Source organism: Rhodococcus sp. 320_ES, from assembly GCF_059691855.1.
This window is the reverse complement of record NZ_JCAWAG010000002.1, coordinates 37,506-63,039: the sequence shown is the minus strand read 5'-3', so window position 1 is coordinate 63,039 and position 25,534 is coordinate 37,506. Positions and strand designations below refer to the sequence as shown.

General features: G+C 66.1%; 24 protein-coding genes. 9 read left to right on the top strand and 15 right to left on the bottom strand.

The genetic code is table 11. The features are described 5' to 3' along the window. Window positions 1-26 precede the first annotated feature (26 nt). Entirely contained in the window at window positions 27-1,691 is a 1,665-nt protein-coding gene (locus tag AC59JP_RS06935; RefSeq protein ID WP_497324977.1) for a BCCT family transporter, read from the top strand. Here the strand turns inward: AC59JP_RS06935 and AC59JP_RS06930 are convergent. After that, window positions 1,674-3,179: a dolichyl-phosphate-mannose--protein mannosyltransferase gene (locus AC59JP_RS06930; RefSeq protein WP_497325715.1), complete on the bottom strand. Its 1,506-nt coding sequence runs from the start codon at window positions 3,177-3,179 to the stop codon at window positions 1,674-1,676. The two genes, AC59JP_RS06935 and AC59JP_RS06930, sit on opposite strands and share 18 nt — an antisense overlap. A gap of 116 nt (window positions 3,180-3,295) precedes the next feature. Here AC59JP_RS06930 and rsmI point away from each other — a divergent pair, with 116 nt between their 5' ends. Further along, window positions 3,296-4,147, top strand: a complete 852-nt coding sequence (gene rsmI, locus AC59JP_RS06925; RefSeq protein ID WP_497324976.1) for a 16S rRNA (cytidine(1402)-2'-O)-methyltransferase — start codon at window positions 3,296-3,298, stop codon at window positions 4,145-4,147. Here rsmI and AC59JP_RS06920 read toward each other — a convergent pair. Next, on the bottom strand, window positions 4,144-4,572 hold the full coding sequence (locus AC59JP_RS06920; protein WP_497324975.1) for an SRPBCC family protein: 429 nt from the start codon (window positions 4,570-4,572) through the stop codon (window positions 4,144-4,146). The genes rsmI and AC59JP_RS06920 overlap by 4 nt on opposite strands. Window positions 4,573-4,612: 40 nt before the next feature. Continuing rightward, window positions 4,613-5,578 (bottom strand): alpha/beta hydrolase, encoded by a 966-nt coding sequence (locus tag AC59JP_RS06915; RefSeq protein WP_497325714.1) that lies wholly within the window; start codon window positions 5,576-5,578, stop codon window positions 4,613-4,615. A 327-nt stretch (window positions 5,579-5,905) separates the two neighbouring features. Between AC59JP_RS06915 and AC59JP_RS06910 the strand changes: the two genes are divergently transcribed. Further along, window positions 5,906-7,297, top strand: coding sequence for a WS/DGAT/MGAT family O-acyltransferase (locus AC59JP_RS06910; protein WP_497324974.1), 1,392 nt, complete (start codon window positions 5,906-5,908; stop codon window positions 7,295-7,297). A 4-nt stretch (window positions 7,298-7,301) separates the two neighbouring features. Here AC59JP_RS06910 and metG read toward each other — a convergent pair whose 3' ends face one another. Then, window positions 7,302-8,855, bottom strand: a complete 1,554-nt coding sequence (gene metG / locus AC59JP_RS06905; protein WP_497324973.1) for a methionine--tRNA ligase — start codon at window positions 8,853-8,855, stop codon at window positions 7,302-7,304. A 22-nt stretch (window positions 8,856-8,877) separates the two neighbouring features. Between metG and AC59JP_RS06900 the strand changes: the two genes are divergently transcribed. Further along, a complete protein-coding gene (locus AC59JP_RS06900; RefSeq protein ID WP_497324972.1) occupies window positions 8,878-9,735 on the top strand; it encodes a TatD family hydrolase in 858 nt (285 codons plus the stop codon). Here the strand turns inward: AC59JP_RS06900 and AC59JP_RS06895 are convergent. The 5 genes from AC59JP_RS06895 to AC59JP_RS06875 all read right to left on the bottom strand — a co-directional run bounded on the left by AC59JP_RS06895 (window position 9,708) and on the right by AC59JP_RS06875 (window position 13,795). Then, window positions 9,708-10,502, bottom strand: coding sequence for a hypothetical protein (locus AC59JP_RS06895; protein WP_497324971.1), 795 nt, complete (start codon window positions 10,500-10,502; stop codon window positions 9,708-9,710). The genes AC59JP_RS06900 and AC59JP_RS06895 overlap by 28 nt on opposite strands. Further along, window positions 10,499-11,152, bottom strand: coding sequence for an LppP/LprE family lipoprotein (locus AC59JP_RS06890; RefSeq protein WP_497324970.1), 654 nt, complete (start codon window positions 11,150-11,152; stop codon window positions 10,499-10,501). The genes AC59JP_RS06895 and AC59JP_RS06890 overlap by 4 nt, the downstream gene beginning before the upstream one ends. A 204-nt stretch (window positions 11,153-11,356) precedes the next feature. Continuing rightward, a complete protein-coding gene (locus AC59JP_RS06885) occupies window positions 11,357-11,608 on the bottom strand; it encodes a modification methylase HgiDII (protein WP_497324969.1) in 252 nt (83 codons plus the stop codon). A 13-nt stretch (window positions 11,609-11,621) separates the two neighbouring features. Then, window positions 11,622-12,374, bottom strand: a complete 753-nt coding sequence (locus AC59JP_RS06880) for an amino acid ABC transporter ATP-binding protein (protein WP_497324968.1) — start codon at window positions 12,372-12,374, stop codon at window positions 11,622-11,624. Beyond that, window positions 12,371-13,795 (bottom strand): amino acid ABC transporter substrate-binding protein/permease, encoded by a 1,425-nt coding sequence (locus AC59JP_RS06875; RefSeq protein ID WP_497325713.1) that lies wholly within the window; start codon window positions 13,793-13,795, stop codon window positions 12,371-12,373. The genes AC59JP_RS06880 and AC59JP_RS06875 overlap by 4 nt, the downstream gene beginning before the upstream one ends. 252 nt (window positions 13,796-14,047) lie before the next feature. Between AC59JP_RS06875 and AC59JP_RS06870 the strand changes: the two genes are divergently transcribed. Together AC59JP_RS06870 and rsmA are read left to right on the top strand one after the other, a co-directional pair. Continuing rightward, window positions 14,048-15,175, top strand: a complete 1,128-nt coding sequence (locus AC59JP_RS06870; RefSeq protein WP_497324967.1) for a resuscitation-promoting factor — start codon at window positions 14,048-14,050, stop codon at window positions 15,173-15,175. A 31-nt stretch (window positions 15,176-15,206) separates the two neighbouring features. After that, entirely contained in the window at window positions 15,207-16,076 is an 870-nt protein-coding gene (gene rsmA / locus AC59JP_RS06865) for a 16S rRNA (adenine(1518)-N(6)/adenine(1519)-N(6))-dimethyltransferase RsmA (RefSeq protein WP_497324966.1), read from the top strand. Here rsmA and AC59JP_RS06860 read toward each other — a convergent pair. The 4 genes from AC59JP_RS06860 to AC59JP_RS06845 are packed head-to-tail and all read right to left on the bottom strand — an operon-like array spanning window position 16,066 to window position 19,553. After that, a complete protein-coding gene (locus AC59JP_RS06860) occupies window positions 16,066-16,707 on the bottom strand; it encodes a response regulator (RefSeq protein WP_497324965.1) in 642 nt (213 codons plus the stop codon). The two genes, rsmA and AC59JP_RS06860, sit on opposite strands and share 11 nt — an antisense overlap. A gap of 5 nt (window positions 16,708-16,712) precedes the next feature. Further along, entirely contained in the window at window positions 16,713-17,831 is a 1,119-nt protein-coding gene (locus tag AC59JP_RS06855; RefSeq protein ID WP_497324964.1) for a sensor histidine kinase, read from the bottom strand. A gap of 2 nt (window positions 17,832-17,833) precedes the next feature. Next, window positions 17,834-18,538 (bottom strand): YqeB family protein, encoded by a 705-nt coding sequence (locus tag AC59JP_RS06850; RefSeq protein WP_497324963.1) that lies wholly within the window; start codon window positions 18,536-18,538, stop codon window positions 17,834-17,836. 49 nt (window positions 18,539-18,587) lie between these two features. Then, the gene (locus AC59JP_RS06845; RefSeq protein WP_497324962.1) at window positions 18,588-19,553 is read right to left on the bottom strand and encodes a helix-turn-helix transcriptional regulator; all 966 of its coding nucleotides are present in this window, start codon (window positions 19,551-19,553) and stop codon (window positions 18,588-18,590) included. 79 nt (window positions 19,554-19,632) lie between these two features. On the opposite strand from AC59JP_RS06845, the gene AC59JP_RS06840 reads away from it, so the two are divergent. From AC59JP_RS06840 to AC59JP_RS06830, 3 genes are read left to right on the top strand one after another with little or no spacing between them, the layout of a single operon-like run. Beyond that, on the top strand, window positions 19,633-20,568 hold the full coding sequence (locus AC59JP_RS06840; RefSeq protein WP_497324961.1) for a 4-(cytidine 5'-diphospho)-2-C-methyl-D-erythritol kinase: 936 nt from the start codon (window positions 19,633-19,635) through the stop codon (window positions 20,566-20,568). Next, on the top strand, window positions 20,568-22,340 hold the full coding sequence (locus AC59JP_RS06835; RefSeq protein ID WP_497324960.1) for an ABC-F family ATP-binding cassette domain-containing protein: 1,773 nt from the start codon (window positions 20,568-20,570) through the stop codon (window positions 22,338-22,340). Before AC59JP_RS06840 ends, AC59JP_RS06835 begins: the two co-directional genes overlap by 1 nt. Next, window positions 22,340-23,017, top strand: a complete 678-nt coding sequence (locus AC59JP_RS06830) for a DUF4166 domain-containing protein (protein WP_497324959.1) — start codon at window positions 22,340-22,342, stop codon at window positions 23,015-23,017. Before AC59JP_RS06835 ends, AC59JP_RS06830 begins: the two co-directional genes overlap by 1 nt. Before the next feature lie 229 nt (window positions 23,018-23,246). Here AC59JP_RS06830 and AC59JP_RS06825 read toward each other — a convergent pair whose 3' ends face one another. Next, window positions 23,247-23,606 carry a hypothetical protein gene (locus AC59JP_RS06825; RefSeq protein ID WP_497324958.1) on the bottom strand — a complete coding sequence of 120 codons (360 nt, stop codon included), beginning with the start codon at window positions 23,604-23,606 and terminating at the stop codon, window positions 23,247-23,249. A gap of 271 nt (window positions 23,607-23,877) precedes the next feature. Further along, window positions 23,878-25,479, bottom strand: coding sequence for a peptide chain release factor 3 (locus tag AC59JP_RS06820; protein WP_497325712.1), 1,602 nt, complete (start codon window positions 25,477-25,479; stop codon window positions 23,878-23,880). Window positions 25,480-25,534: the final 55 nt, after the last annotated feature.

Sequence of the window (25,534 nt, the reverse complement as noted above, 5' to 3'; positions counted from 1 at the left end):
CCCCCGGCCGAGGAATCTGAACGTTTATGACATCGCGCATTGATTCCTCGACCGGCGCTGCCGGCCCCGATCGCGATGACGCGGACGGCAGTTCCGCTTCCATCGCTTCGACGCCCGAGCCCACCACCGCCGAGCCCACCGTGCCCGCGGCCAAGCCCCGACTCGACCGCACCGTCTTCGGTGTCGCTGCGGTCGTCGTGGCCGCAATTCTGGTGTGGGGCTTGGCGGGACCCGACAGCCTCGAAACGGTGACCTCGTCCACCCTCGACTGGCTCGTCACCAACATGGGGTGGCTCTTCATCATCGCCGCAACAGGATTCGTCCTCTTCTCGATCTACCTCGCGGTATCGAAGTACGGACGTATCCCGCTCGGAAAAGACGGCGAGAAGCCGGAATTCAACACTGTCAGCTGGATTGCCATGATGTTCAGCGCCGGTATGGGCATCGGATTGATGTTCTACGGTGTCGCCGAACCGCTCACACACTTCGTGACTCCGCCGCCCGGAACGTCCGGTGGCGTGGGAACGGCCATGGCCACCACCATGTTCCACTGGTCGCTGCACCCGTGGTCGATGTACGCCGTCATGGGTCTCGCGATCGCCTACGGCAGTTACCGGCGTGGGCGCAAGCAGCTCATCAGCTCCGCGTTCCTCCCGCTGCTCGGTCGGCGTGCGGAAGGACCCATCGGAAAGGTCATCGACATCCTGGCGATCTTCGCGACCCTGTTCGGTACCGCGGCGTCGCTGGGACTCGGTGCGCTGCAGATCGGTTCGGGTCTCGAGGTCATCGGATGGCTCGGTGAGGCGGGCACGCTTCTGCTGGTTGCCATCGTTGCTCTGCTCACCCTCGCGTTCGTCGCCTCGGCCGTGTCGGGCGTCGCGAAGGGCATTCAGTGGCTGTCGAACTTCAACATGGTTCTCGCACTGGCGTTGGCCCTCTTCGTGTTCGTCCTCGGCCCGACGGTGTTGATCCTCAACCTGATTCCGACCACGATCGGCGACTACGGCAGCGAGCTGCTGCACATGTCCGCACGATCGGCGGCGAACTCGGACGCCGACACCGCGTCCTGGCTGTCGTCGTGGACCATCTTCTACTGGGCCTGGTGGGTTTCGTGGACCCCGTTCGTCGGAATGTTCCTGGCGCGCATCAGCCGTGGCCGCACCGTTCGTGAGTTCATCATCGGCGTCATCGTTGTTCCCAGTGCGGTTTCGCTCGTGTGGTTCTCGATCTTCGGCGGCGCCGGCATCGGTGAGCAGCAGGACGGGATCGACCTGTCCGCGCGCGGCACGACGGAATCGCAGCTGTTCGGCATGCTCGAAAATCTGCCGCTCTTCGGCATTTCCACCGTCATCGTCATGGTGCTCGTCGCCGTGTTCTTCGTCTCCGGCGCGGATGCGGCCTCGATGGTCATGGGTTCGTTGTCCGAGCGTGGCACGCGTGAGCCGAGCCGCTGGGTCGTCGTCTTCTGGGGCACCATCACCGGCGCCACCGCTGCGCTCATCCTGTGGACCGGCGGGTCCGACGCCCTCACGGGGCTGCAGACGATGACGATCATTGCCGCCGCACCGTTCGTGGTGGTCATGATCGGGCTGTGCGTCTCGCTGTACCGAGACCTCTCGCACGACCCGATGATCGTCGGCAGCAAGCGTCGACTCAGGTTGCGCGAGAAGAAGTCAACGCCAGCTGGGTAACCAGAGCTGGTTCTGCCACATCTCCTGCGTGATCGGTGTGGCCGTGAGAATCGGCCAGAGCCACGCGAAGTTCGCGATCACCACCGCGACGTAGACGCTGGCCGCGAGCAGTCCCAACGTCCGTCGCTCGCGGCCACGGCTCACACCGATCACGTCGGAGATCACCAGTGCGAACCCCATCACCATGAACGGTGCGAGGGCGACCGCGTAGAAGTAGTACATCTGCCGGTCGAGCGTGGCGAACCACGGAAGGAACGCCGCGCCGTATCCCACCAGCACGGCCGCGTAGCGCCAGTCACGCCGGATCAGCATGCTGTAGAGCGCCCACAGCAACATCGGCACGGCGAGCCACCACATGGCCGGGGTACCGATCAGCATGACGGCCTTGACGCAGCTGCCGGCGCCGCACCCGGTGACCTGGTCGCTGTCCGCGAAGTAGTACAGCATCGGCCGCAGGCCCATCGGCCACGTCCAGGGCTTGGACTCCCACGGGTGCCGGTTGCCGGCCGAGTTCGTAAGACCCTCGTGGAACTGCAGCACGTTGCCGCTGTAGTACCACAGCGACCTCAGTGCGCCGGGAACGAAGGAGAACGGCCCGCCGGTGCCGATCTGGTTGCCGACGGCGTGCCGGTCGATACCGGTCTCGCTGGCGAACCAGCCTCCGTACGACGCCAGGTACACGATCACCGGGACGACCACCAGCGCGTACAGCGCCGGACCGACGTCCCGCACCGCCGTACCGATCCACGGCCGAGGAACGCCGTACTGCTTGCGCGCCGCCAGATCGAACGCCACGGACATCAGGCCGAAGAACACGATGAAGTAGATGCCCGACCACTTGGTGCCGCAGGCGAGCCCGAGCAGAACGCCGGCGCCGAACCGCCACCACCGCACGCCGAGGCGAGGTCCCCACGCGGTCATCTCGATTCGGCCTTCGCGAGACGCCCGGTCGAGCCGCTCCCGCACGTCGTCCCGATCGCGTATCAGGGCGCCCAACGCAGCCACGACGAACAGCGCCAGGAAGATGTCCAGCATGCCGATGCGCGAGCTGACGAACGTCACCCCGTCCGCGACGAGCAGGATCCCGGCCACGGCGCCGATGAGCGTCGATCGGGTGAGCCGACGCACGATTCGCACCACGAGAAGTACCAGTACGGTGCCCGACACGGCCGCGGCGAAGCGCCACCCCCAGCCCGTGTAGCCGAAGATGGCCTCGCCCATCGCGATCATCTGCTTGCCGACGGGCGGATGAACCACGAGGCCGTAGGCGGGGTTGTCCTCGATCCACCCGCCGGTCAGTGTCTGGTAGCCCTGCGGCGCGTAGTGCTTCTCGTCGAAGACGGGCGTGCCCGCGTCGGTGGGGTAGCCGAGCATCGTGAAGCGCGTCACGGCCGCCAGGGCGGTCACTATCAGCGTGGCAACCCATCCGCGAAGGCGGTCGGTGGGCCCGAACACCGCCGGGGGCGTCGACGGACCCGGACTCGTCATGGGGGAGGGTTGATCGCCGTGCGCCGCGCGGCGCTCATCGGTCAACACGGTCACACCACGATCGTAGGCTCATGGTGCACGGTGAGCGTCGACCGACGACGGAAGGGGCGGAGCACATGCAGGGAAAACTGATTCTGGCTGCGACGCCGATGGGTGACGTCGGCGACGCGTCGGCCCGGTTGCGGGAGGCCCTCGCGACCGCGGACGTGGTCGCGGCGGAGGACACCCGCCGCACGCGCAGCCTCGCCGCGGCCCTCGAGGTGACGATCACCGGCAAGGTGGTGAGCTTCTACGACCAGGTGGAGGTGAGTCGCGCGCCCGCGCTGGTGGCCGACATCGTGGACGGGCGCACGGTCCTCCTCGTCACCGACGCCGGTATGCCCTCGGTGTCGGATCCGGGTTATCGGCTCGTCGCCGCATGTGTCGACGCCGGTCTCCCGGTGACCTGTCTGCCCGGTCCGTCCGCGGTGACGACGGCTCTAGCCCTCTCCGGTCTGCACGTCGAGCGATTCTGTTTCGACGGTTTCCCTCCGCGCAAGGGTGGTCCCCGACGCGCGTGGCTGTCCACGCTCGCCACCGAACCGCGAGCCTGCGTGTTCTTCGAGGCCCCGCATCGGCTCGTGGAATGCCTCGACGACGCGGTGACCGTTCTCGGCTCCGACCGTCGTGCGGCGGTGTGCCGAGAGCTCACCAAGACCTACGAGGAGGTTCGTCGAGGAACCCTGGGTGAGTTGGCGGACTGGGCGCGGGGCGGCGTGCGCGGCGAGATCACCGTGGTGCTCGAGGGCGCGGCACCGACAACCGTTGCGCCCGAGGATCTGGTGGGCGAGGTCGAGGATCTGGTCTCCGCCGGGCTGGGACTGAAGGACGCGTGCGCAAGAGTTGCCGCCGCGACCGCCGCTGCGGTGTCGAAACGGGAGCTGTACGAAGCGGTGCTCTCCGCGCGCTCCGGCGACGAAAACGCTTAGCGCACAACCTGTTCGCGGAGGCCCTCGGTGGCCGTCTGCAAAACGGACTTGGTGCCCTTCTTGACCAGGAAGCCGGGCATCGGCACCTTGAGGTCGACAGTCATCTCGAAGTAGACGTGCGTTTTGCCGTCCTTCTCGGTCAGCCGGTACTCCGCGGTCTGGCTCTTCTGCTGCGACGACTCGACCATTTCCCAGGTCACGCCGTCATCGGACCACGAGTATTCGAGAACCTGATCGTCGTTGACGCCCAGTAGCGAGATGGTCATCTCGGCGCGCTTGGGCCGACCGTCGTCGGTGCGTTCGAGGACGTTTACCTTCTTGTGGATCGAGGACCAGGACGGGAGAGCCTCGAGGTCCGCAATCACGTCCATCACGGCCGACTTGTCGGCTTCGATGTCGATCTCTTTACTGTCGCTCACGGCCATGTGGTGAAGGTATCCGATCCGGTGTCGAAGGGGTGGGCGTTCAGCCGACGGTGGACGTGGTCTGTGACTTGTCACGGGGCGCTGCGACACGACCCACGACGGAGTCGACGAACGCGGCGATCTCGTCGATGGCGCGCCCGGACTCGGGCACGAAATCCGCCGCCTGGAAGACGTGTACCTGGTCCTTCCACACCTGCAGCTCGCACTCGATGCCGGCGACACCGAGGCGATGAGCCATCAGTTCCGCGTCGGGCAGCACGATCTCCGACGAGCCCACCTGGATGAGGGTCGGAGGCATCGAACTCAGGTCGGCGTCCACGGGCGACACGCGCGGTCCGCGCTCGCCGTCGACCACGATGCGGGCGTCGACTCGATCGGCCAAGCGGGTGAGCGCCGGCACAGCGTTGGCCGGGAACACCGCGCACGTGCGCGAGTTGCCGTGTTCGAGCTTGCGTACGGGATCGAGGTCGGTCAGAGGCGACATCGTGAACACCCCGGCGGGCCTGCTCAGGCCTTGCGTCTCCAGTGTCAGTGCCACCATGAACGCGAGGTAGCCGCCGGCGGAGTCGCCTCCGATGACGATCTGTTCGGGCTGGTAGCCGCACTCGAGGAGGTAGCGGTAGCCGTCCACGCCGTCGGACACCGCGCTCGAGATCGGGTTGTTCGGCATCATGCGGTAGTCGACCGACAGGATGTCCGCGCCGGTCGCCTCGGCGATACGCGATGTCAGGCGTCGGTGGGTGCGCAATCCGCACGTCACGAACGCGCCGCCGTGCAGGTACAACACGACGCGGTCGCGATCGGCGCGCCGCGCCGGTCGGGTCGCCGGGCGAATCCACTCGGCTTTGCATTCCTGCAGACGAACCGTCGCAGTTTCGGTCCCTTCCACCGGGGGGACCAGCAGACCCGCGTAGTCGACGACGGACATCGGCCACGGCAGGTCGGGGGCGAGGGCCCAGACGGACAGGAACGGACGAACGGTGGTGCGGAGGGCGTGCGAGAGCATCTTGGACTGACGGCTGACGCTGGGGAACTCGTACCTGGTGACCGATGTCGGTCGGGACCTGCGGCCGGTACGACCCAGAACGGTCGCAGGACTCACGGTCGCAGGGCTGGAGTCGCTGCGTGGGGCGATGTCGATCGAAGTGAGGCTCACGTTGCCCCTCCTTTGCTGTTGCCCTAGTAATCGCACGGTAGTTGCAAAATGAAACATCACTTTGCGAAATACTTGTAACTGGGGTCACAATGAGACGAGGCGTTGTCGATCTTGGTACCGATTCGTGATCTCCACGGAAGGGCCGGCGTTCGACGCTCACAAGGGGAGGAGCAAGCCGTGCCATTCATGCCGGTCACCGAATCGATGTTCCTGCTCGCAGAGTCTCGTGAGCACCCCATGCACGTGGGTGGTCTGCAGCTTTTCGTCCCGCCGCCGGGGGAGGAAGAAGACTTCGGCGCCAAGGTCTACGACACTTTGGCCGAGCACACGGACGTCTACAAACTCCTCCGAAAGCACCCCGCCGATCCGGTCAACGTGCTGGGCAACACCTGGTGGACGTACGACGACGAGATCGACTTCGAGTATCACCTGCGTCGCGCCGTGCTGCCCAAGCCCGGCCGCGTCCGCGAGCTGCTGAAGTACGTATCGCTCAACCACGGCGCCCCACTCGACCGGCACCGGCCCATGTGGGAGTTCCACGTGATCGAGGGCCTCAAGGACGGACGGGTGGCGATCTACAGCAAGATCCATCACTCGCTCGTCGACGGTGTGTCGGCTCTGAAGCTGATGGACCGATCGTTGACCGCCGATCCGGACGCACGCGACAGCGGAGCCTTCTGGGATCCCGAACTCTTCGAGCGTCGACGCAAGCCCCGCGGTGATCTCGAGAAGAGCGGCGGATCCGGACCGCTCTCGCTGCTGTCGACCGGTGTGAAAGCGGCGGGCGACATTGCCGGATTCGGTCCGGCCGTGGCGAAGATCGGGCTGCGCAAGTTCCGCGAGCAGAACCTGATGCTGCCCCTCGAGGCGCCGCGCACGATGTTCAACGTGCCCATCGGCGGATCACGCCGCTTCGCCGCTCAGCAGTGGTCGATGACCCGAATCCGCGGCGTCGCAAAGAGTCTCGGTGTCACGCTGAACGACGTGGTGCTCGCGATGTGCGGTGGGGCGCTGCGTTCGTACCTCATCGATCAGAACGCGCTTCCGGACCAGCCGTTGGTGGCGATGGTGCCGGTGTCGACGCGAGAGGCCGGGGCCGAGTCCTCCGAGGGAAACGCCGTCACGAGCGTGCTGTGCAACCTCGGCACCGATCAGCCCGATGCGGAACGCCGCCTCGGGACGATCGTCGACTCGATGAACCAGTCGAAAGCCATTCTGCGCGATATCAGTCCGCTGCAGGCGCTCGGGTACGGCGCCGCCGTCATGGCGCCGCTGCTCTTCGGTCAGGTGCCGGGTTACGTGCGCGCCGCTCCGCCGCCCTTCAACGTCATCATCTCCAACGTGCCGGGGCCGAAAGAGGAAAAGTACTGGAACGGTGCACGTTTGGACGGGGTGTACCCGGCCTCCATCGTCACCGACGGTCTCGCCCTCAACATCACCCTGGCCTCGAACGCCGACAACCTGAACTTCGGGCTGATCGGCTGCCGACGGTCGGTGCCGAGCCTGCAGCGCATTCTCACCCACCTCGACAACGCGCTCGAGGAACTCGAGAAGCTTGCCGACGGCTGAGCCGTCAGGCTTTCTCCTCGGGCTCCACGTACCGCGGGAACACGCCGACGGGGGCGGGCAGATCCACGCCCGGAACCAGTCGGTCGCCGACGCTCGCGAACGTGCGCTCGTCGACACCGAGCAGGGTGAGTATTTTGCCGGCGCTGTCGGGCATCACGGGCTGCACCAGCAGCGCCGCGACCCGTAGGACCTCGAGAGTCACGTACAGCACGGTCGCCATGCGCGCGGGATCGGTCTTGCGCAGCACCCACGGCTCCTGCGCGGAGAAGTAGCGGTTGGTCTCGCCGAGAACCGACCAGATCACCTCCAGATAGAGGTGCAGTTCCTGGGCGTCGACGTGAGTGCGAGCGAGACCGAGCAGAGCGTCGGCTCTATCCAACATCGCGGTGTCCTCGGGCGTGAAGTCACCGGGTGTCGGGACCTGCCCGCCCAGGTTCTTGGCCACCATCGACAGTGAGCGTTGCGCGAGATTGCCCAGTTCGTTGGCGAGGTCGGCGTTGATGCGCTGCACGATGGCCTCGTGGCTGTAGCTGCCGTCCTGCCCGAACGAGACTTCGCGCAGCAGGAAGAAGCGCACGGCGTCGAGTCCGTACGCCTCGACGAGCGTGAACGGATCCACCACGTTGCCGACCGATTTCGACATCTTCTCGCCCTTGTTGTACAGAAAGCCGTGGGCGAAAACACGTTTCGGCAGCTCGATGCCGGCGGACATCAGGAATGCCGGCCAGAACACGGTGTGGAAGCGGGTGATGTCCTTGCCGATCATCTGTAGATCGGCCGGCCAATACCGCTGGAACTCGTCGCCGTCGACGTCCGGATAACCGACGCCCGTAATGTAATTGGTCAATGCGTCGACCCACACGTACATCACGTGGCTCGGGTCGCCCGGAACCTGCACGCCCCAGTCGAACGTCGAGCGCGATATCGACAGGTCTTTCAGGCCACTCCGCACGAAGCTGGTGATCTCGTTCAACCGCGTTGCGGGAGCGAGGAACTCGGGGTGCGCCTCGTAATGAGCGAGCAACTTGTCCTGATACGCGGACAGTCGGAAGTTGTACGTCGACTCCTCGGTCCACTCGACCGGAGTGCCCGTCTCGGTCGAGATTCGACTCCCGTCCTCCTGCAGGGTGGTCTCGGCCTCGGCGTAGTAGGCCTCGTCCCGAACGGAGTACCAACCCGAGTACGAGTCCAGATAGATGTCGCCGCCCTCGGCCATCTTCTGCCAGATCGCCTGACTGGCGCGCAGGTGATCGGCGTCGGTGGTGCGGATGAACCGGTCGAACGTGATGCCGAGCATCTTCTGCATGCGCTCGAACATGTCGGAGTTGCGGCGCGCGAGGTCGGCGGTCGAGATGCCTTCCTTCGTCGCCGTCTGCGCCATCTTCAGTCCGTGCTCGTCGGTACCGGTCAGGAAGCGCACGTCGAATCCGTCGAGGCGCTTGAACCGTGCGATCGCGTCCGTCGCGATGTACTCGTACGCGTGCCCGATATGCGGGTCACCGTTGGGGTAGGCGATGGCCGTGGTGATGTAGTACGAGGTCGGGGCTGCGTCAGTCATGGTGCGAATTACTCTAGCTTTCGTGAGTACACGACGTCCCGCGCCCGACGCCCCGGCGCCGCTGTCCCCGTTGATCGACGCCCACACGCATCTCGATGCCTGCGGTGCGACGGATGCGGCAGGCGTGAGCGCCGTCCTCGACCGGGCGGAGGCGGTGGGCGTCGGCCGGGTGGTAACGGTGGCCGACGATCTCGACGCCGCGCGCTTCGCAGTCGATGCGGCGCACTGGGATTCGCGGGTCTACGCCGCGGTCGCCATTCATCCGACCCGCGCGAACGTGCTCGACGACGCGACCCGCAGCGAGATCGAACGCCTGGCGCGAGATCGACGGACGGTTGCCGTGGGGGAGACGGGTCTCGACTACTACTGGCCCGGCAAGCTCGACGGGTGCGCGAGCGTGGAGGAGCAGGTCGAGGGCTTTCGCTGGCACATAGATCTGGCCAAGCGCCTTCGGAAGCCGCTGATGATCCACAACCGGGACGCCGACCACGACGTGTTGGCCGTCCTGCTCGACGAGGGCGCTCCGGACACCGTCATCTTCCACTGCTTTTCTTCGGGACCCGTGATGGCCGAGGCGTGCGTGGACGCCGGGTACATCCTCAGCTTTTCGGGAACCGTCAGCTTCAAGAACAGTCACGACCTGCGCGAAGCCGCGAAGATGGTGCCCGATCACCAGTTCCTGTTGGAGACGGACGCACCGTTCCTCACCCCGCACCCGTTCCGCGGTGCCCCGAACGAGCCGTACTGCCTGCCGTACACCGCTCGGTCGTTCGCGGAGACGCGCGGGCAGGAGCCGGAAGAGGTGGCGTCGTTTGCGACTGAGAATGCAGTAAGGGTGTACGGGTTGGCCCGTCAGCCCCAGTCTGCGCCGGGGAGCTGACCCTCGACCACGATTGATCCGTCCTCGAGCGTGTAGGTGACCTCGGATTCGTGCAACGGACCGGAGTGGTCCGGTAACGACTCTCTGGACCGGAACAAGATGGTCGCGCTGTTGTCCGTCGAGCTGGTGAGCAGGGAATTGATGTGGAATTCCGGTGTCGCCGGGCCCAGGTAGTTGCCCTGCGCGTCGAAGAACAGATAGAAATTGTCCTCCGCGCGCATGTCCTGGTCGTTACCGCGGGCCCGCACCCAGTTCAAGGACGGGCATCCGTCTGCAACCGTCGTCCGGTCCCACCACCCCGTGACGAATCGCAGGCCCATCGAATCGGTCCCCAGACCGGCCAGCACGTCCAGCACGCCGGGGGACTCGGGATCGAGACACCACTCGCTGTCCGGAGCCGTCGGCGTCCCGCCGCTAGCCGGCGGGACATCGCCGGCGTGAGGCTGGTCCGCGCCGGGAACCGGGGCAGGCGGTAAGCCTGACGTCGGCACCGAGTCCCCGACCGGCACCGAGTCCTCGACAGGCGCTGAACCTCCGTCCGGCTCGGTCTCGATCGGATCCGACGCCCGCACGGGTCCCTCGTCCGGGCTGGATGTCGGTAGGCCCGGTGTCGTTCCCGCGGTCGAGATCGTTGCAGTGGACGACGGCGTCGGGGACACGGCAGGGCGGGAAGATACGGCGGCGTCGTCGGCCGAGCCACAGGACACCGCGGCACAGGCGCAGAGTGCCATCGAGAACGCGGCGAGCCGGCTACGTCGAGTGATCATTGCTTCGGCGGGAACTGCCCGCTGGGCGTGATCGTGTCACCGTCGAGAGTGAAGGTCACCGTGGATTCGTTGGACGGGCAGCACAGCGCATCGCCGTCGCTCAGCCATCGGTAGCGGACGTCGACCGAGTTGTTGCTCGAACTGATAACCGAGGTGTAGCTGTACGCATCCGAAGTCGCGGTTCCCAGATAGCGACCGCCGTTGGTGAAGAACAGAACATGCGATTGCACGGTCCCGTTACGGACTCCGGTGCCGGTGGCGCGCGCCCACTCCAACTCTGGACACCCCCCGGCACTGGTTCCCTGCGTGTACTGGTCGATGACGAACCGGCCGCCCAGAGAGTCCGTGCCGAGACCGGCAACCGCATTCTCGACGTTGGTCGACTGGGGATCCACACACGGCACCACCTGCGCCGGCTGCGCGGGTTGCGCTGCGGGCACCGTGACGGTCTCGGTCTCCGTTTGTGGCTGTGCCGGCGGCGCGCCCGCGGTCGACGTGCGTGTCAGCGGCGGCAGAGTGGTGACGGTGGCGCTCGGTGTCGTCGTCGCTGCCGACTGCGGTGTGCCCCCGTTGCCGCTGCTGCACGACACGGCCGCCACCGCGCATGCGGCGAGTGCTGCCGTCTTCAGGATCCCTGTCGAAATACCCACCCGATACCTCCTGGAGCAGACCGAGCGGTGTGCTCGGCTCTACAGGGTGTGTCGGGCCTCACGGGATAATCGTTAGCCACGTTAGGTAACAAGCTGATACCGGGTGGGCGAACGTGGCGTGACTCTGCGTGTGAAGCGACTCAGGGGCACCCTCGGTCGATCCAACGACGTGAGGGTGCCCCTGAGTCCGAAAAGGGGAAAGGGCTACTCGTCCCCGTACGTCTCCACCAGCCGGTCGAACTCGGCGCGGTCGATCAGGTCCGGCTCACCGATGGCGTAGGCCTGCGCGAACTTTCCCGCGAGGTGGTAGTCGCGGCCCAGCGGGCCACGCTCACCGTCGTCGTCCTGGCTGCTCGCTCCCGGCGGCACCTCGTCGCGCAGTCCGTTGGTCTGCGTGCCGAGTTGCGCGTCGAGCTTGGCGACTATCTTCTCGATGGTCTCGCGGTCGTCGCTCATGGCGTCCTTTCGCTCACAACACTTTGTTCAGGAAGTCCTGCGTCCGCGAATTCTGCGGATTTCCGAATACATGGTCCGGCGAACCCTCCTCGACGATGTACCCATCCGCCATGAAAATCACACGGTCGGAGACCTCGCGGGCGAAGCCCATCTCGTGGGTCACGACCACCATCGTCATGCCGCCCTTCGCGAGATCGCGCAGAACCTGCAGCACCTCGCCCACCATCTCGGGATCGAGGGCACTGGTCGCCTCGTCGAACAGCATGATGTCGGGATTCATGGCCAGCGCTCGTGCGATGGCGACGCGCTGTTTCTGGCCGCCGGAGAGCTGCGCGGGCTTCGCGTCGGCCTTCTCGGCCAAGCCCACCTGGGCGAGCAGGCGCGTCGCCTCCTCGCGTGCCTTGGCCTTCGACAGTTTCTTCGTCTCCGTAGGGGCCAGCATCACGTTCTGCACGACGGACATGTGCGGAAACAGGTTGAAGTGCTGGAACACCATCCCGATGTGCTGACGCACCTGGTCGAGGTTCACCTTCTTGTCCGTCAGGTCGAAGTCGTCGACCACGACGGTTCCGCCGGTGATGTCCTCGAGCTTGTTGAGGCAGCGCAGGAACGTGCTCTTGCCCGAACCCGACGGCCCGATCACGCACACCACCTCGCCGGCGTGGATGTCGACGTCGAGACCCTTGAGCACTTCGAGGGAACCGAAGGACTTCTTCAGACCCTTGACGCGGATCTTGACCTCGGCGGACTGCGTTTCGGCGCTCACTTGTTGATCCTCTTCTCGAGACGATTCGACAGCATGGTCAGCGCCATGATGATGACGAAGTACATGACACCGATGATGAGCCACATGTTGAACGACTGGAAGTTGCGGGCGATGATGATGCGCCCCGACTGGGTCAGTTCGGCCAGTCCGATCACCGACAGGATCGACGTGTCCTTCAGCGTGATCACGAACTGATTGATGTACGACGGGATCATGGTGCGAATTGCTTGCGGCATGACCACTTTTCGCATCGACGTCAGGTAGTTGATGCCGAGGCTGCGGGAGGCCTCCATCTGCCCCTTGTCGACGGACAGGATGCCGCCGCGCACGATTTCGGCCATGTATGCGCCCGCGTTGAGCGAGAGCGTGATGATGCCGGCGGTGAACGCCGACATCTGGAAGCCGAGCGCGGCGGGGATGCCGAAGTAGATGAAGAACGCCTGCACCAGAAGCGGAGTTCCGCGGAAGATCGCGACGTAGGTGGCGCCGATGGCGCGCAGCCAGGGCTTCGTGGACACCCGGAACAGTCCGAAGAAGGCGCCCAGCACCAGGGCGATGACGATCGAGATGATCGTCAACACGATCGTGAGCCACAGGCCTTTCAGCAGTTCCTTGTACTCGCTCTTGATCAGGCCGGGAATGGAGTTGTCGGACTCGGTGGCCGCGGCGCCGATGTAGGTGTTCAGGATGTCGTCGTACTTGCCCGAGCTCTTCAGGTTGTTCAGACCGGTGTTGAAGGCGGCCAACAGTTCGGCGTTGCGGCCCTTGTTCACCGCGAAGCCGTAGTTGCTGGGCGATTCCTTCTCGGTGACCGTCTTGAAACCGTTGCCCTGCGCGATGCCGTACTGCAGCACCGGGAAGTCGTCGAAGACCGCGGCGGAGTTTCCGGTGCGCACCTCGTCGTACATGCTGGCCGAGTCCGCGAAGTACTGCGTGGTGAACCCGTACTGGCCCTTTATGGACTCGGCGAAGGTCGCGCCCTCGGTGCCGTTCTTGACCGCGACTTGCTTGCCGCGCAGGTCCTCGTATGACGTGATGTCGTTGTTCGTCTCGAGCACGGCCATCTGCACGCCCGACTCGAAATACGGTTCGGAGAAGTCGAACACCTGCTGGCGCGCGGGCGTGATCGTCATGCCGGCGATCACGGCGTCGGCCTGATTGGCCTGGACGGCCTGCAGGGCAGCGTCGAAGCCGAGGGGCGAGATGTTGACGGTGAAGCCCTGGTCCTCCGCGATGGCCCGGATCAGGTCCATGTCTATTCCGACGAAGTTGCCGGAGGAGTCCTGGAACTCGAACGGCGCGAACGTGACGTCGGTGGCGATCGAGAACGTCTGTCCCGCAACGGGACTCTGCGTTCGAGCCGGAGCTGCGTTCGCCGTCGGTGCGAGCAGCAGGGACACCAGAAGAAGAACGGCGGCCATCGTCGGAATGCGGAGAATGCGAGACCATCGCGTCGAGCGGGTCGGCGTCACTGAGCGTGCCTTTCGTAGCGGGAAGGCCGGAGGCCGGTCGGTATGCGGCCGGGAAGGCCGGAGGCCGGGGTCGATCCCGCAGGCTATCGGTAGGCCCCCTCGAACCGACGAAGTTGCCGTAGGTGCGCCTTTTCGTTACCGTACCGTGATCGTTCGTGACGAAATGTCACGGCTCGTTACACACTTAGGGATTGCTGTTCCATGTCGCATGTCGCTCGCCTCAACCACGCGCAATCGCGCCTTCTCTACGTGGTCGTCGCAGCGCTGCTCGCCACGCTCATCGTCGGTGGGGCCGTTGCCGTCGCCAGGCACAAGACGGTGACGATCGACGTCGACGGCCAGGCGATCACGCTCAGCACCATGTCCTCGGACGTCAAGGGCGCCCTCGACGCCGCCGGCTACGCACCCGCCGACAAGGACGTCGTCGCCCCATCTCCCGATGCGCCGATCGGCGACGGAGACACCGTCATCCTGAACCGGGCCCGCGAGGTCACCCTGACCGTCGACGGCGCTCCGAAGAAGGTGTGGACCACAGCCTCGACCGTCGACGACGCGATGAAGCAGCTCGACATCGCACCCGACGTCCATGTGGACGAGCCCAAGGATCAGACCATTCCGCTCGACGGCGGCACGCTCGAGATCGTTCTGCCCAAGAAGGTCGCGCTGGCCGACGGGGGAGCGCTGCCCGTTCCGCTCACCCTCGCCGCTCCGACCGTGGGCGATTTCCTCGAGGCGAACAACACCCCGCTCGAGCAGAACGACACCGTCGAACCGGCTGCGGACACCCCGCTCACCGACGGACTCACGATCACCGTCACGCGGACCCGCACCGAGACCGTCGAGGTCACCGAGGCCATCCCGTCGCCTGAGCAGCGCATCGAAGACCCGACGATGAACATGAGCCGCACGGTGCCCGTGGTTCCCGGCACTCCCGGTCAGCAGAACGCGACCTACGCGGTCACCACCGTCAACGGCAAGGAGACGGGCCGTCAGCTCGTCGACGCGGACGTCACCACGCCCGCCGTGCCCACCGTCATCCGCGTCGGCGCCAAGCCGGGCACGGAGGTTCCCCCGGTCGAGAACGGCGCCATCTGGGACGCCCTCGCCCAGTGCGAGGCCACCGGTAACTGGGCCATCAACACGGGCAACGGCTTCTTCGGCGGCGTGCAGTTCGACCAGAACACCTGGGAGCGGCAGGGCGGCCTGCGGTACGCGCCGCGCGCAGACCTCGCCACACGCGAAGAGCAGATCGCCATCGCCTCGGTCACCCAGCAGCGTCAGGGTTGGGGCGCCTGGCCTGCCTGCACGAGCAAGCTGGGATACCGGTAGGCGGCTCCGGGGAAGCGAATAGAGTTCCCACGTGCCCGAAAGCTCTCGTGACGTCGCTCTGCTCGGACCCGCCGAGGTGCGCACCCTCGCCGCCGATCTCGACGTGCGTCCCACCAAGACGCTCGGGCAGAACTTCGTGCACGACGCCAACACGGTTCGCCGCATCGTCGTCTCGGCCGGCGTCGGACCCGACGACGTGGTTCTGGAGGTCGGGCCCGGCCTCGGCTCGTTGACTCTCGCACTGCTGGACGTGGTCGAACACGTCGTCGCCGTCGAGATCGATCCGGTTCTGGCGCAGCGTCTTCCGCGCACCGTCGCGGAGAGAGCGCCGGGGGAGACCTCGCGGCTCAGCGTGGTCGGTGCCGACGCGCTTCGAGTGCGTGCGTCGGACATCGGCATGGAGCCCACCGCGCTGGTCGCGAACCTCCCGTACAACGTCGCGGTCCCGGTTCTCCTGCATCTGATGTCCGAACTACCCTCCATTGGAACAGCTCTCGTGATGGTTCAGGCCGAGGTCGCGGATCGTCTCGCCGCGCCGCCCGGCAGCAAGACCTACGGCGTGCCCAGTGTGAAAGCCGCCTGGTTCGGTACCGTCCGCCGAGCGGGGTCGGTCGGCAATTCCGTGTTCTGGCCTGTTCCCAAGGTGGAGTCCGGTTTGGTGCGCATCGATCGCCACCCCGACCCGCAGTGGCCGATGGACGAGGCGTTCCGAAAGAAGCTCTTCGCCGTGGTCGATGCCGCGTTCGCGCAGCGCCGCAAGACGTTACGCGCCGCACTTGCCGGCTGGGCGGGCTCGCCTGTGGAGGCGGAACGCCGGTTGACCGCGGCGGGTATCGATCCGTCGGCCCGCGGCGAGACGCTGGACGTGGGGGCGTTCGTCAGGCTCGCGCTCACCGAATGAGCGACTCGTGCACCATGATCGCCACCTGAACTCGGTTCGTCAGCTCGAGTTTGGCGAGAATGCGCGAGACGTACGTCTTGACGGTGGGCCGACTCATGAAGAGCTGATCGCCGATCTCCGCATTGGTTCTGCCCTCGGCCACGGCTTCGGCGACTTCTCGTTCTCGTGGAGTGAGAACGTTCAGACGCGATCGTGCCCGCTCTGCTCGAAGAACCGTATCCTCCTGCGCTGCAGCGCGTTCGATCAACCGCTGCGTGACGGCGGGGGAGAGCATCGGCTCGCCGGCCGCAACGCGGTGGACAGCTGCGATGAGCTCGCGCGGCTCGATGTCCTTGAGCAGGAAGCCGTCTGCACCGCAGCGCAATGCCCGCAGGATGTACTGATCGGTGTCGAAGGTGGTGAGCACGATGACCGCGGTGTGGGTATCGGTACGTCGCAGTTCCTCCAAGGCGGCGAGGCCGTCCATCTTCGGCATCCGAATATCGAGAAGCACCACGTCCGGAGCCAGGTCCGAGATGGTCTGCAGTCCCGAGCGTCCGTCGGCGGCGTGCCCGACCACGTCGATGGCGGCGTCGGTCCCGAGGATTGCCACCAGTCCGGACCGAACCAGGGCGTCGTCGTCGACGATCACTGTTCTCACCTGACCCACGGCAACCACACCTTCACATCGAAATCGTGCCGGCCGTCGCGCCCGACGATTCCGTAGTCGAGGACCCCGTTCGCGAGACGGACACGCTCGGCGACGCCGATCAGACCGGAGCGGGTGCCGGCGGCGGACCTCGCGCGGTCTCGGGGGTCGACCGGGTTGGTCGCCTGCAGGTGCAGTTGGTCGCCGTCTCGGTCCATCGTCAACGTGACGGGTTGCTGCGGTGCGTGTTTGCGCGCATTGGTCAACGCCTCCTGGGTGATGCGGTACGCGGCGCGGGAGTTTGCGGGGTCGAGTCCCTCCGTGTCACAGACACGGAAGTCGATGGTCATGCCCGCTTCCTCGCATTCGCGGACCAGCTCCCCGATGTCGCCGGCGCCGCGCTGCGGGCGGATGGCCGTCGATGCGTCCGATCGCAGCACGCCCAGGACGTCTCGCAGGTCGTCGAGCGCGTCACGCGCGGCCAGTCGTATGGTGCCCGCGGTTTCCAGGACGTTCCCCGATCCGAGTTCGAGCGCCCCCGCGTGCAGGCTGATCAACGAAATGCGATGGGCCAGAACGTCGTGCATCTCCCGGGCAATCCGTTCGCGTTCCTCCCACCGCGATCGTTCCGCTTCGAGTTCCGCCTCCGCTTCGGCGCGTTCGGCACGCTCGCGCAGGGATTCGACGAGCTCGCGCCGCTGCCGAACAGCGGTGCCCCACGCCAGCGCGAGAGCAACCAGTGCCGCGCCGAAGAGGTTGCCGCCCACCACGCCCAATGCGGTGTCGTAGGTGATCACCGTGACGGGTATCGGGGCCAGGAAGTGAACGACGGTGACCCACAAAGACGTTCGCCACGTGGTGAGCGCGGCGACGCCGAACACCGCGACGAGGGCGGCGCCGCCGGACACCTCGGTGACCGCGACGATGGGCAGCAGGGCCACGGCGGCACCCACCGGGTGCCGCCGCCGGATCGTCAAGATGGCCAGAGCGACGACGGTGAGTGCCAGGGAGACCGTGTTGTACGCCGACCACCGACCTGCTGTGTCGACGTCGTCGAGGAGCGTCATGGCGGCGATGACGAGGGTCAGGGCTACCGCACCTGCGTCGCCGAGCCGCCTCCGATTCACGGTCACGATCGTACGAGTGGACGCCAGTACTGCGCCGTCTTGTCGTCACGGACGACGACACCGAGCTTCTCCACTTCGCCACGGAAGTCGTCGATGTCCTTCTGCGACTTCTTCTCCAGTGCCGTCGCGCGGACCGCGAGCACCGCGTTGGCCGCTGGCGGCAGGTCGGGCGTGTCGGGAACCCAGCGGTGGAACAGGCCGGCGTGCGGATCGGAGTCGAACCAGGGGTAGCCGTGGCGGACTGCTGCGCGCGCGATCTCTTTCGGCGCCGCCTCGACTTTGGTCCGTACGAACTGCTTCGATTCACGGTCCAGCACCACGAGGTGTTTGCCGTCGAGGAACACGGCGGACACTTCGCTGCGGGGAACGGTTCTCGACGAATCGTGTCGGTTCAGCTCGATTGCTCTGCCGGACACGGTGACCACGACCTGCTCCAGCACGGCGACCGCCCCGAACGCGCTGCCCGCCACGAGTCCGACGCCCGCCAGCACGGGCACCGCGATGCGACGATTCCACGATTCGATCAGCTCGAGCGGGCCGTACAGGGGCGGAGTCCACTGCAGCCCCAGAACCCAGTCGGCCACGACCGGAACGGCGGCACCCACCGCTGCGGCTAGGAGCGCGAAACCTGCGATGACAGCGATGCGGCCGCCGCGGCTCAATCCGAGAACGATGGCGTCCGGCTTGGTGAGGTTCGTGTTCGTCATGTCCGAAACGCTAGAAGGGTCCGCGCGTTCGGGGCAGTCGCCGAAAGTATCAAGCCTGCAGATACCGTTGGCTCAGTTTCGAGTGCCGCTCGGCCAGCAATCGGCACTCGGCGCGCAATTCCTCCGGCTCGATCACGGCGAAGTCCACGTCGAACGCGGCGAGCCATCGGGCGATCGATTCCATCGTCGTGCCCGACAGGGATATTTCGCAGGTGTCGTCGTCGACCGATTCCAGGATTCCCCACGACGGGTCGACCAGGGGTGCAATCTCTTCCACCGATGCGTGCAGGGTCACTCGGGCGCGCGCCTGAGCGAAGGCGCGATCGATTCCGGTGGCGACGAAGTGTGCCGCGCCGCCCGGCGGCAGCTCACGGGGCACGAATCGCGGACCGGACGGAATCTTCGGCTCCATGCGGTCGACGCGGAACGATCGCCAGTCCTCGCGTGAGATGTCCCACGCCACGAGGTACCACCGGCTTCCCGCGCGCACCAGTCGATACGGTTCGACCTCGCGGCGCGCAGACGCTCCGTCGTGGGTGGTGTAGTCGAACCGCAGACGTTCGTGGGCGTGGCAGACGGTGGCGACGGCGGTCAGGGTGGCGGCGTCGACACTGCTCGCCGGGCGCCGATCGAGCACGTCGATGTCGAGCGCATCGAGTCGGTGGCGCAGCCGCGACGGCATCACCTGCCGCAGCTTCGTCAGCGCCTGCAGCGACGCCTCACCGAGCCCGGTCACCGAACCGGTTGCGCCCGACTGTAATCCGATCGCGACGGCGAGCACCTCGTCGTCCGCGAGGAGGAGTGGCGGCATCTCGGCACCGGCCCCGAGCCGGTATCCGCCGCCGACACCGACGGCCCCGTCGATGGGGTAGCCGAGGTCGCGAAGTCTGTCCACGTCACGGCGAACGGTCCGGGTGGTGATGTCCAACCGGTCCGCTAACTCGGTGCCGGACCAGTCGCGCCGGGTCTGCAACAGCGACAGCAATCTCAGCAGTCGCGCGGAGGTTTCTCGCATGCGACGAGTGTGCTCGCTATTGCGGACAGTTGCAGTCCTCGATCAGTGGAGGCCCCGGCACCGACTAAGCTTGGAACTCGTGCTCACCGTCGTCCCGCGCCCCATCACCGTGCGGGCGCCCTCCAAGGTGAACCTGCACCTCGCGGTGGGGGACCTGCGCGAAGACGGCTTCCACGAACTCGAGACAGTGTTCCAGGCGCTCTCGCTCCACGACGACGTGTCGGTCGTTCCCGCGCCCACGACATCGGTCGTGGTTCGCGGCGACGACGCCGCATCCGTCCCCACGGATTCGACGAATCTGGCGTGGAAGGCCGTCGAGATGGTGGCCGCGGCGACCGGACACACAGCCGACCTGGCCATCACCATCGACAAGGGGATTCCGGTCGCGGGCGGGATGGCCGGAGGCAGTGCCGATGCGGCAGCAGCGCTCCTGGCCGTCGATGCGCTGTGGAACCTGGAACTCACTCGGGCCGAACTACATTCGTTCGCCGCGCGGCTCGGCAGCGACGTACCGTTCGCTCTGGCCGGCGGCACGGCAGTGGGCACAGGCCGCGGCGAAAAACTGCTACCGGTGCTCTCTCGCAACACTTTTCATTGGGTACTCGCACTCGCGAAGGGCGGCCTCAGTACGCCCGCCGTCTACCGCGAGCTCGACGAGTTGCGCTCCAAAGGCACCCCTCCACGTCTCGGCGACTCCAAGGAACTCATGCTCGCACTCGCGTCCGGCGACCCCACTCGGGTCGCTCCTCTACTCGGCAACGATCTGCAGGCTGCTGCGGTCTCGTTGCAACCCGACCTGCGCCGCACCCTGCGCGCCGGTGTGACCGCCGGGGCGCTCGCCGGCATGGTGTCCGGATCCGGACCCACCTGCGCATTCCTCTGCCCGACGGCCGACGCCGCGGTCGAGGTCGGCGCCGAACTCGCCGGAGCCGGTGTGAGCCGCACGGTGCGTGTCGCCACCGGACCCGCCGCAGGTGCGCGCGTGGTGTCGAGTTCCGCGCGGGGAGGCAACTGATGGCCAACCTGATCAACCTCGAGAACGTCAGCAAGTCGTTCGGGGTGAAGCCCCTTCTCGAGAACGTCTCTCTCGGAGTGCAGGACAACGAGCGGATCGGCGTGGTCGGTCTCAACGGCGGCGGCAAGACCACCATGCTCGAAGTTCTCGCCGGTGTGGAGGAACCCGATTCCGGACGAGTGAGCCGCGTGAACGGCCTGCGCATGGCCGTCGTGACGCAGCGCGGTGTGTTGCCGGCGGGATCGACCATCGGCGACGTCGTCCTGGCGCCCCTGGGTGTCGACGAGCACGAGTGGGCGGGCGATGCTCGCATCCGCGGAGTTCTCGACGGAATCGGCATCACCGGGCTCGGACTGGACACCGAAGTCGGGTCGCTCTCCGGTGGTGAGCGTCGACGGACTGCGCTGGCCGCCGCGCTGGTTCAGGATCTCGACCTGCTGGTTCTCGACGAGCCCACCAACCACCTCGACGTCGAGGGCGTGCAGTGGCTCGCCGAGCATCTGGTCAATCGGCGGTCCTCGTTGGTGGTCGTGACCCACGATCGGTGGTTCCTCGACACCGTGGCCAACCGCACCTGGGAGGTGGTCGGCGGCGGCGTCGAGTCGTACGAGGGCGGTTACGGGGACTGGATTTTCGCGCGCGCCGAGCGCACCCGGCAGGCCGACGCCGCCGAAGACCGCCGACGCAACCTCGCACGCAAGGAGCTGGCGTGGTTGCGCCGCGGACCGCCGGCGCGAACGTCCAAGCCTCGCTACCGAATCGAGGCAGCCGAGGCGCTGATCTCGGACGTGCCCGCGCCCCGAGACTCGGTGGCGCTCGCCAGGTTCGCGCAGACTCGCCTGGGCCGCATCGTGATCGAACTCGAAGACGCCACGCTCGAGACGCCCGATCATCGGGTACTGGTCGACGACTTCACCTGGCGCCTCGCACCCGGTGAGCGCATCGGCCTCGTCGGTGTCAACGGGTCCGGCAAGACCACGCTGCTGCGCACGATCGCGGGCGAGATCGAGCCGGCCAAGGGCAAGCGGATTCAGGGCACCACCGTTCGAATCGGTTGGCTGCGACAGGAACTCGACGACCTCCCGGTGAACATGCGGGTGCTGGACGCGGTGAAGGACGTTGCCGAGCGAATCACGCTGGGCGACAAGGAGATCTCGGCCGGGCAGCTGGCCGAGCGGCTCGGGTTCACACCCGCTCGTCAGCGCACGCCCGTCGGCGACCTCTCCGGTGGCGAACGACGGCGTTTGCAGCTCACGCGTGTACTGATGTCCGAGCCCAACGTCCTGCTCCTCGACGAGCCGACCAACGACCTGGACATCGACACCCTTCAGCAGCTCGAGGATCTGCTCGACGGCTGGGCCGGGACCATGGTGGTCATCAGTCACGATCGCTACCTCATCGAGCGCGTGTGCGACTCCACCTGGGCGCTCTTCGGTGACGGAAAGCTGACCAACCTGCCCGGCGGAATCGAGGACTACCTGCGCCGGCGAGCGCGGATCGCGGCGACGGAAACGCCGGGGACGCAAAGCAAATCGCCGTCGCCCACGGTGCGCAGCGGTGCCGACGAGCGGGCAGCACGCAAGGAACTGTCCAAGCTGGAGAGGTCGCTGGTCAAGCTGGACGACCGCGAGAAGCAACTCCACGCGGCACTGGCCGACGCGTCGTCCGACGCGGCGAAGCTGCAGAGCCTCGACGCTGAACTCAAGCAGGTCGTTGCAGAGAAGTCGACGACCGAGGAACGGTGGATGGAACTGGCGGAGGAGCTGGGCTGATGGCGTTGTCTGTGGTGCGTTCGGTGATGGGCGCGGAATTCGACCTGCTGCATCCGAAAGAGCAGTGGCGCTTCGGGTTCTCGTCGAGCGACAACGTGGCGCAGTTCGGCACGGGCGTGATGGAGAGCATCGGCCACTCCAAGCTCGTCCCGCCGCCGGCACTCTGGCTCGGCGGCAAACGGAACATGGTGCCGTCCGCGGTGGGGGAGAACATCCCGTTCACCATCGCCAATTACGCCTACGTCGACGATCTGGGCCGCGAGACACTGGCTTTCGTGCGCCGGTTCCATTTTCCCGGCCGAGAGGTGTCCCTGGACTCGGTCATGGTGCTGGGCAAGAAGGGCGCGCTGGACTACATCGGCGCCGGCCCGGACATGGTGGTGCACACGCAGTGCTCCGCTGACTCCGAGGGCGGATTGCGTCTCTACAGCGGACCACCGCGTTTTCTGGCCCCGCGAGGGTCGATCAAGCCGCCGACCCTGCTGTCGGCCGAGACCTTCGGCCGGGAGTGGTGGGACGAGGCCAACTCTCGCCACTGCATCGACATCGAGGTGCGCGGCCGTGCGATGGGAACGCTGTTCCGCTACTCGGGGTGGTTCACCGCGACTCAGGAGCCATGCACCCCGGCTGATCTGCCGGGCGGAATCGGGCCGAACCGCGTCGAGCCGCGAGAATAAACGAGACCCATCCCCCCGCCGGGCGGGACCGAATCCCAGATGACACGTTCGCAAGAACGTGCTGTCTCCTCTCGGCGGTTGTCCCCCGACGTAGGCCGTCGGAGAGGTTGCACAGGGCGACTCGGAATTCGTTCCGAGTCGCCTTTGTGCGTAGAGAGCCCGCCTCGCACACGAAAAACCGCCGACTCACCAGCAGGTGAATCGGCGGTTTTCGGAAGTGCGTGTCAGATCAGCGGAAGCCCTTGGCCGGGTTCTGCAGATCGAGAACGACGGTGGTGCCGTTGGAGCGCACGTGCAACTCGGGGCTCTGGAGGCCACCCGACGTGAGGTACTCGCCGAGGAGCTGCAGCAGCTCGTCCGGGCCGGTCGAGGCGTCGAGCGGACGCGAATCGCGGCTGGCGATCTCGTTCTGGGTCAGTCGACCCGCGATACGGATGGACGCAATGCCCATCGCGGTGCGGCGGTCCGGGCTCGGGTGACGACCTGCGCCGTAGGAGCCGTTGCTGCCGTTCGACGAGCCGTTGGTGGCCGGCGCGCTGCTGCTACCGGGCAGAGCGTGCTCGGAGATCTGGTCGCTGGATGTGGTCATGTCATCGCCCTCACTACTCGGTTGCGGGGGTACCGCGGTGGTGGAAGTCCGTGTGGACCTGTGGGCCGGCGTCTTGCCGACCTTGATGCCCGTGAGTGGCACACCTGGTCCGTTGCTCATTCGGACTCTCCTCCGGCTCTCGTAACGTACCCAAAGTTTGTTCTGGTCACGAAAACGGTACCACGGAGATTGATTTAGAGCTATATCTCTTGGAATTTCCTGGGAAACTTTCCTACTCACCAGTATTTCTGCTGGTCAGAGTACGAATCGATTAATCCGCAGCAGCGACCAAGGGCTCGAGAGTGAGGTCCGGGAGTTCTTTCTCGATGTATTGCAGACGCCATTTGTCGCTGACCAACGCAAGCATCACGCCGTCCGACCGGGTGAAGACCTCGACGCCTCGCTGGCGCCCCAATTCGGGTGCGGATTCGGCGTCGGTGCGCCTGGCCAGGGAGTATCCGAGCGGTTCCATGCGGGCTTCGACACCGAACTCCGCCTTCATGCGGGCGGCGACCACCTCGAACTGCATCGGACCGACCGCGGCGAGAACGGGCGACGCGTCGCCGCGAATGTCGTTGCGCAGAATCTGCACGACACCTTCCGAATCCATCTGGTCGACGGCACGTCGGAACTGCTTGTACTTGCTGGCGCTTTCGGCACGCAGGACGGAGAAATGTTCCGGGGCGAACGACGGAATCGGCGGAAACTCGACCTTCTTGTCGGCGTACAGCGTGTGGCCGGGTGCGAGAGCCGTGGCGTTGACGAGGCCGACGACGTCGCCCGGGTACGCGTTCTCGACCGTCGAACGCTCGCGCCCGAAGACGGTCTGCGCGTACTTGGTCGTGAACGGCTTTCCCGTCTGCGCGTGCGTGACGACCATGCCGCGCTCGAACACCCCGGACACGACGCGCATGAAGGCGAGACGGTCGCGGTGCGCGGTGTCCATTCCCGCCTGCACCTTGAAGACCACGGCGCTGAACGGATCGGTCACCGCGCGCGGATGTCCCTCGACGTCCGGACGAGGCCCGGGCGGGGGAGCGAACGAGATCAGGGCGTCCAGAATTTGGTGGACACCGAAGTTCAGCATCGCCGATCCGAAGATCACCGGAGAGGTCTGTCCGGCGAGGAACATCTCCTCGTCGTGGCGTTGTCCGCTCTCGATGAGCAGATCGCTCTCCTCGACGGCGGTGGTCCACTCGTCGCCTTCACGCGCGAGAGCCGCCTCGGCGCTCATGTGCTCTTCCGGCGCGATGGTGGCGCCGCCCGCGGTGCGGGTGAAGCGAACGTATTCGTCGTTCGTCACGTCGAGCAGTCCGCGGAAGTCGCCCGCGATACCCACCGGCCAGTACAGCGGAGTCGGCGTGAGACCGATCCGCTGCTCGATCTCGTCGAGCAGTTCGAGAGGTGATCGACCCGGCCGGTCCCACTTGTTGATCACGGTGATGACCGGAATGCCGCGGTGCCGACACACCTGGAACAGCTTGAGCGTCTGCGGTTCCAGACCTTTGGCGGCGTCGATGAGCATGACCGCGGCGTCGACGGCGGTGAGGACTCGGTAGGTGTCCTCGGAGAAGTCGGCGTGACCCGGTGTGTCGACGAGATTGATTGTGTGGTCGAGGTATTCGAACTGAAGCGCGGTGGAGCTGACCGAGATTCCTCGTGCCTTCTCCATCTCCATCCAGTCCGAGACCGTCGACTTGCGACCGGACTTGCCGTGGATGGCGCCGGCCTCGGAGATCATCCGGGCATGCAGCGCAAGGGCTTCGGTCAACGTGGACTTGCCCGCGTCGGGGTGGGAGATGACGGCGAACGTTCGACGTCGACCGACCTCGTTCGTCAATCCCTTGGGCACCGTCGTCTTCGGGGTGGGGATGGCGTCGGTCTCGGACGGGGTTGTCACACGGGCCTTTCGGAGGTTTCACGGGGGT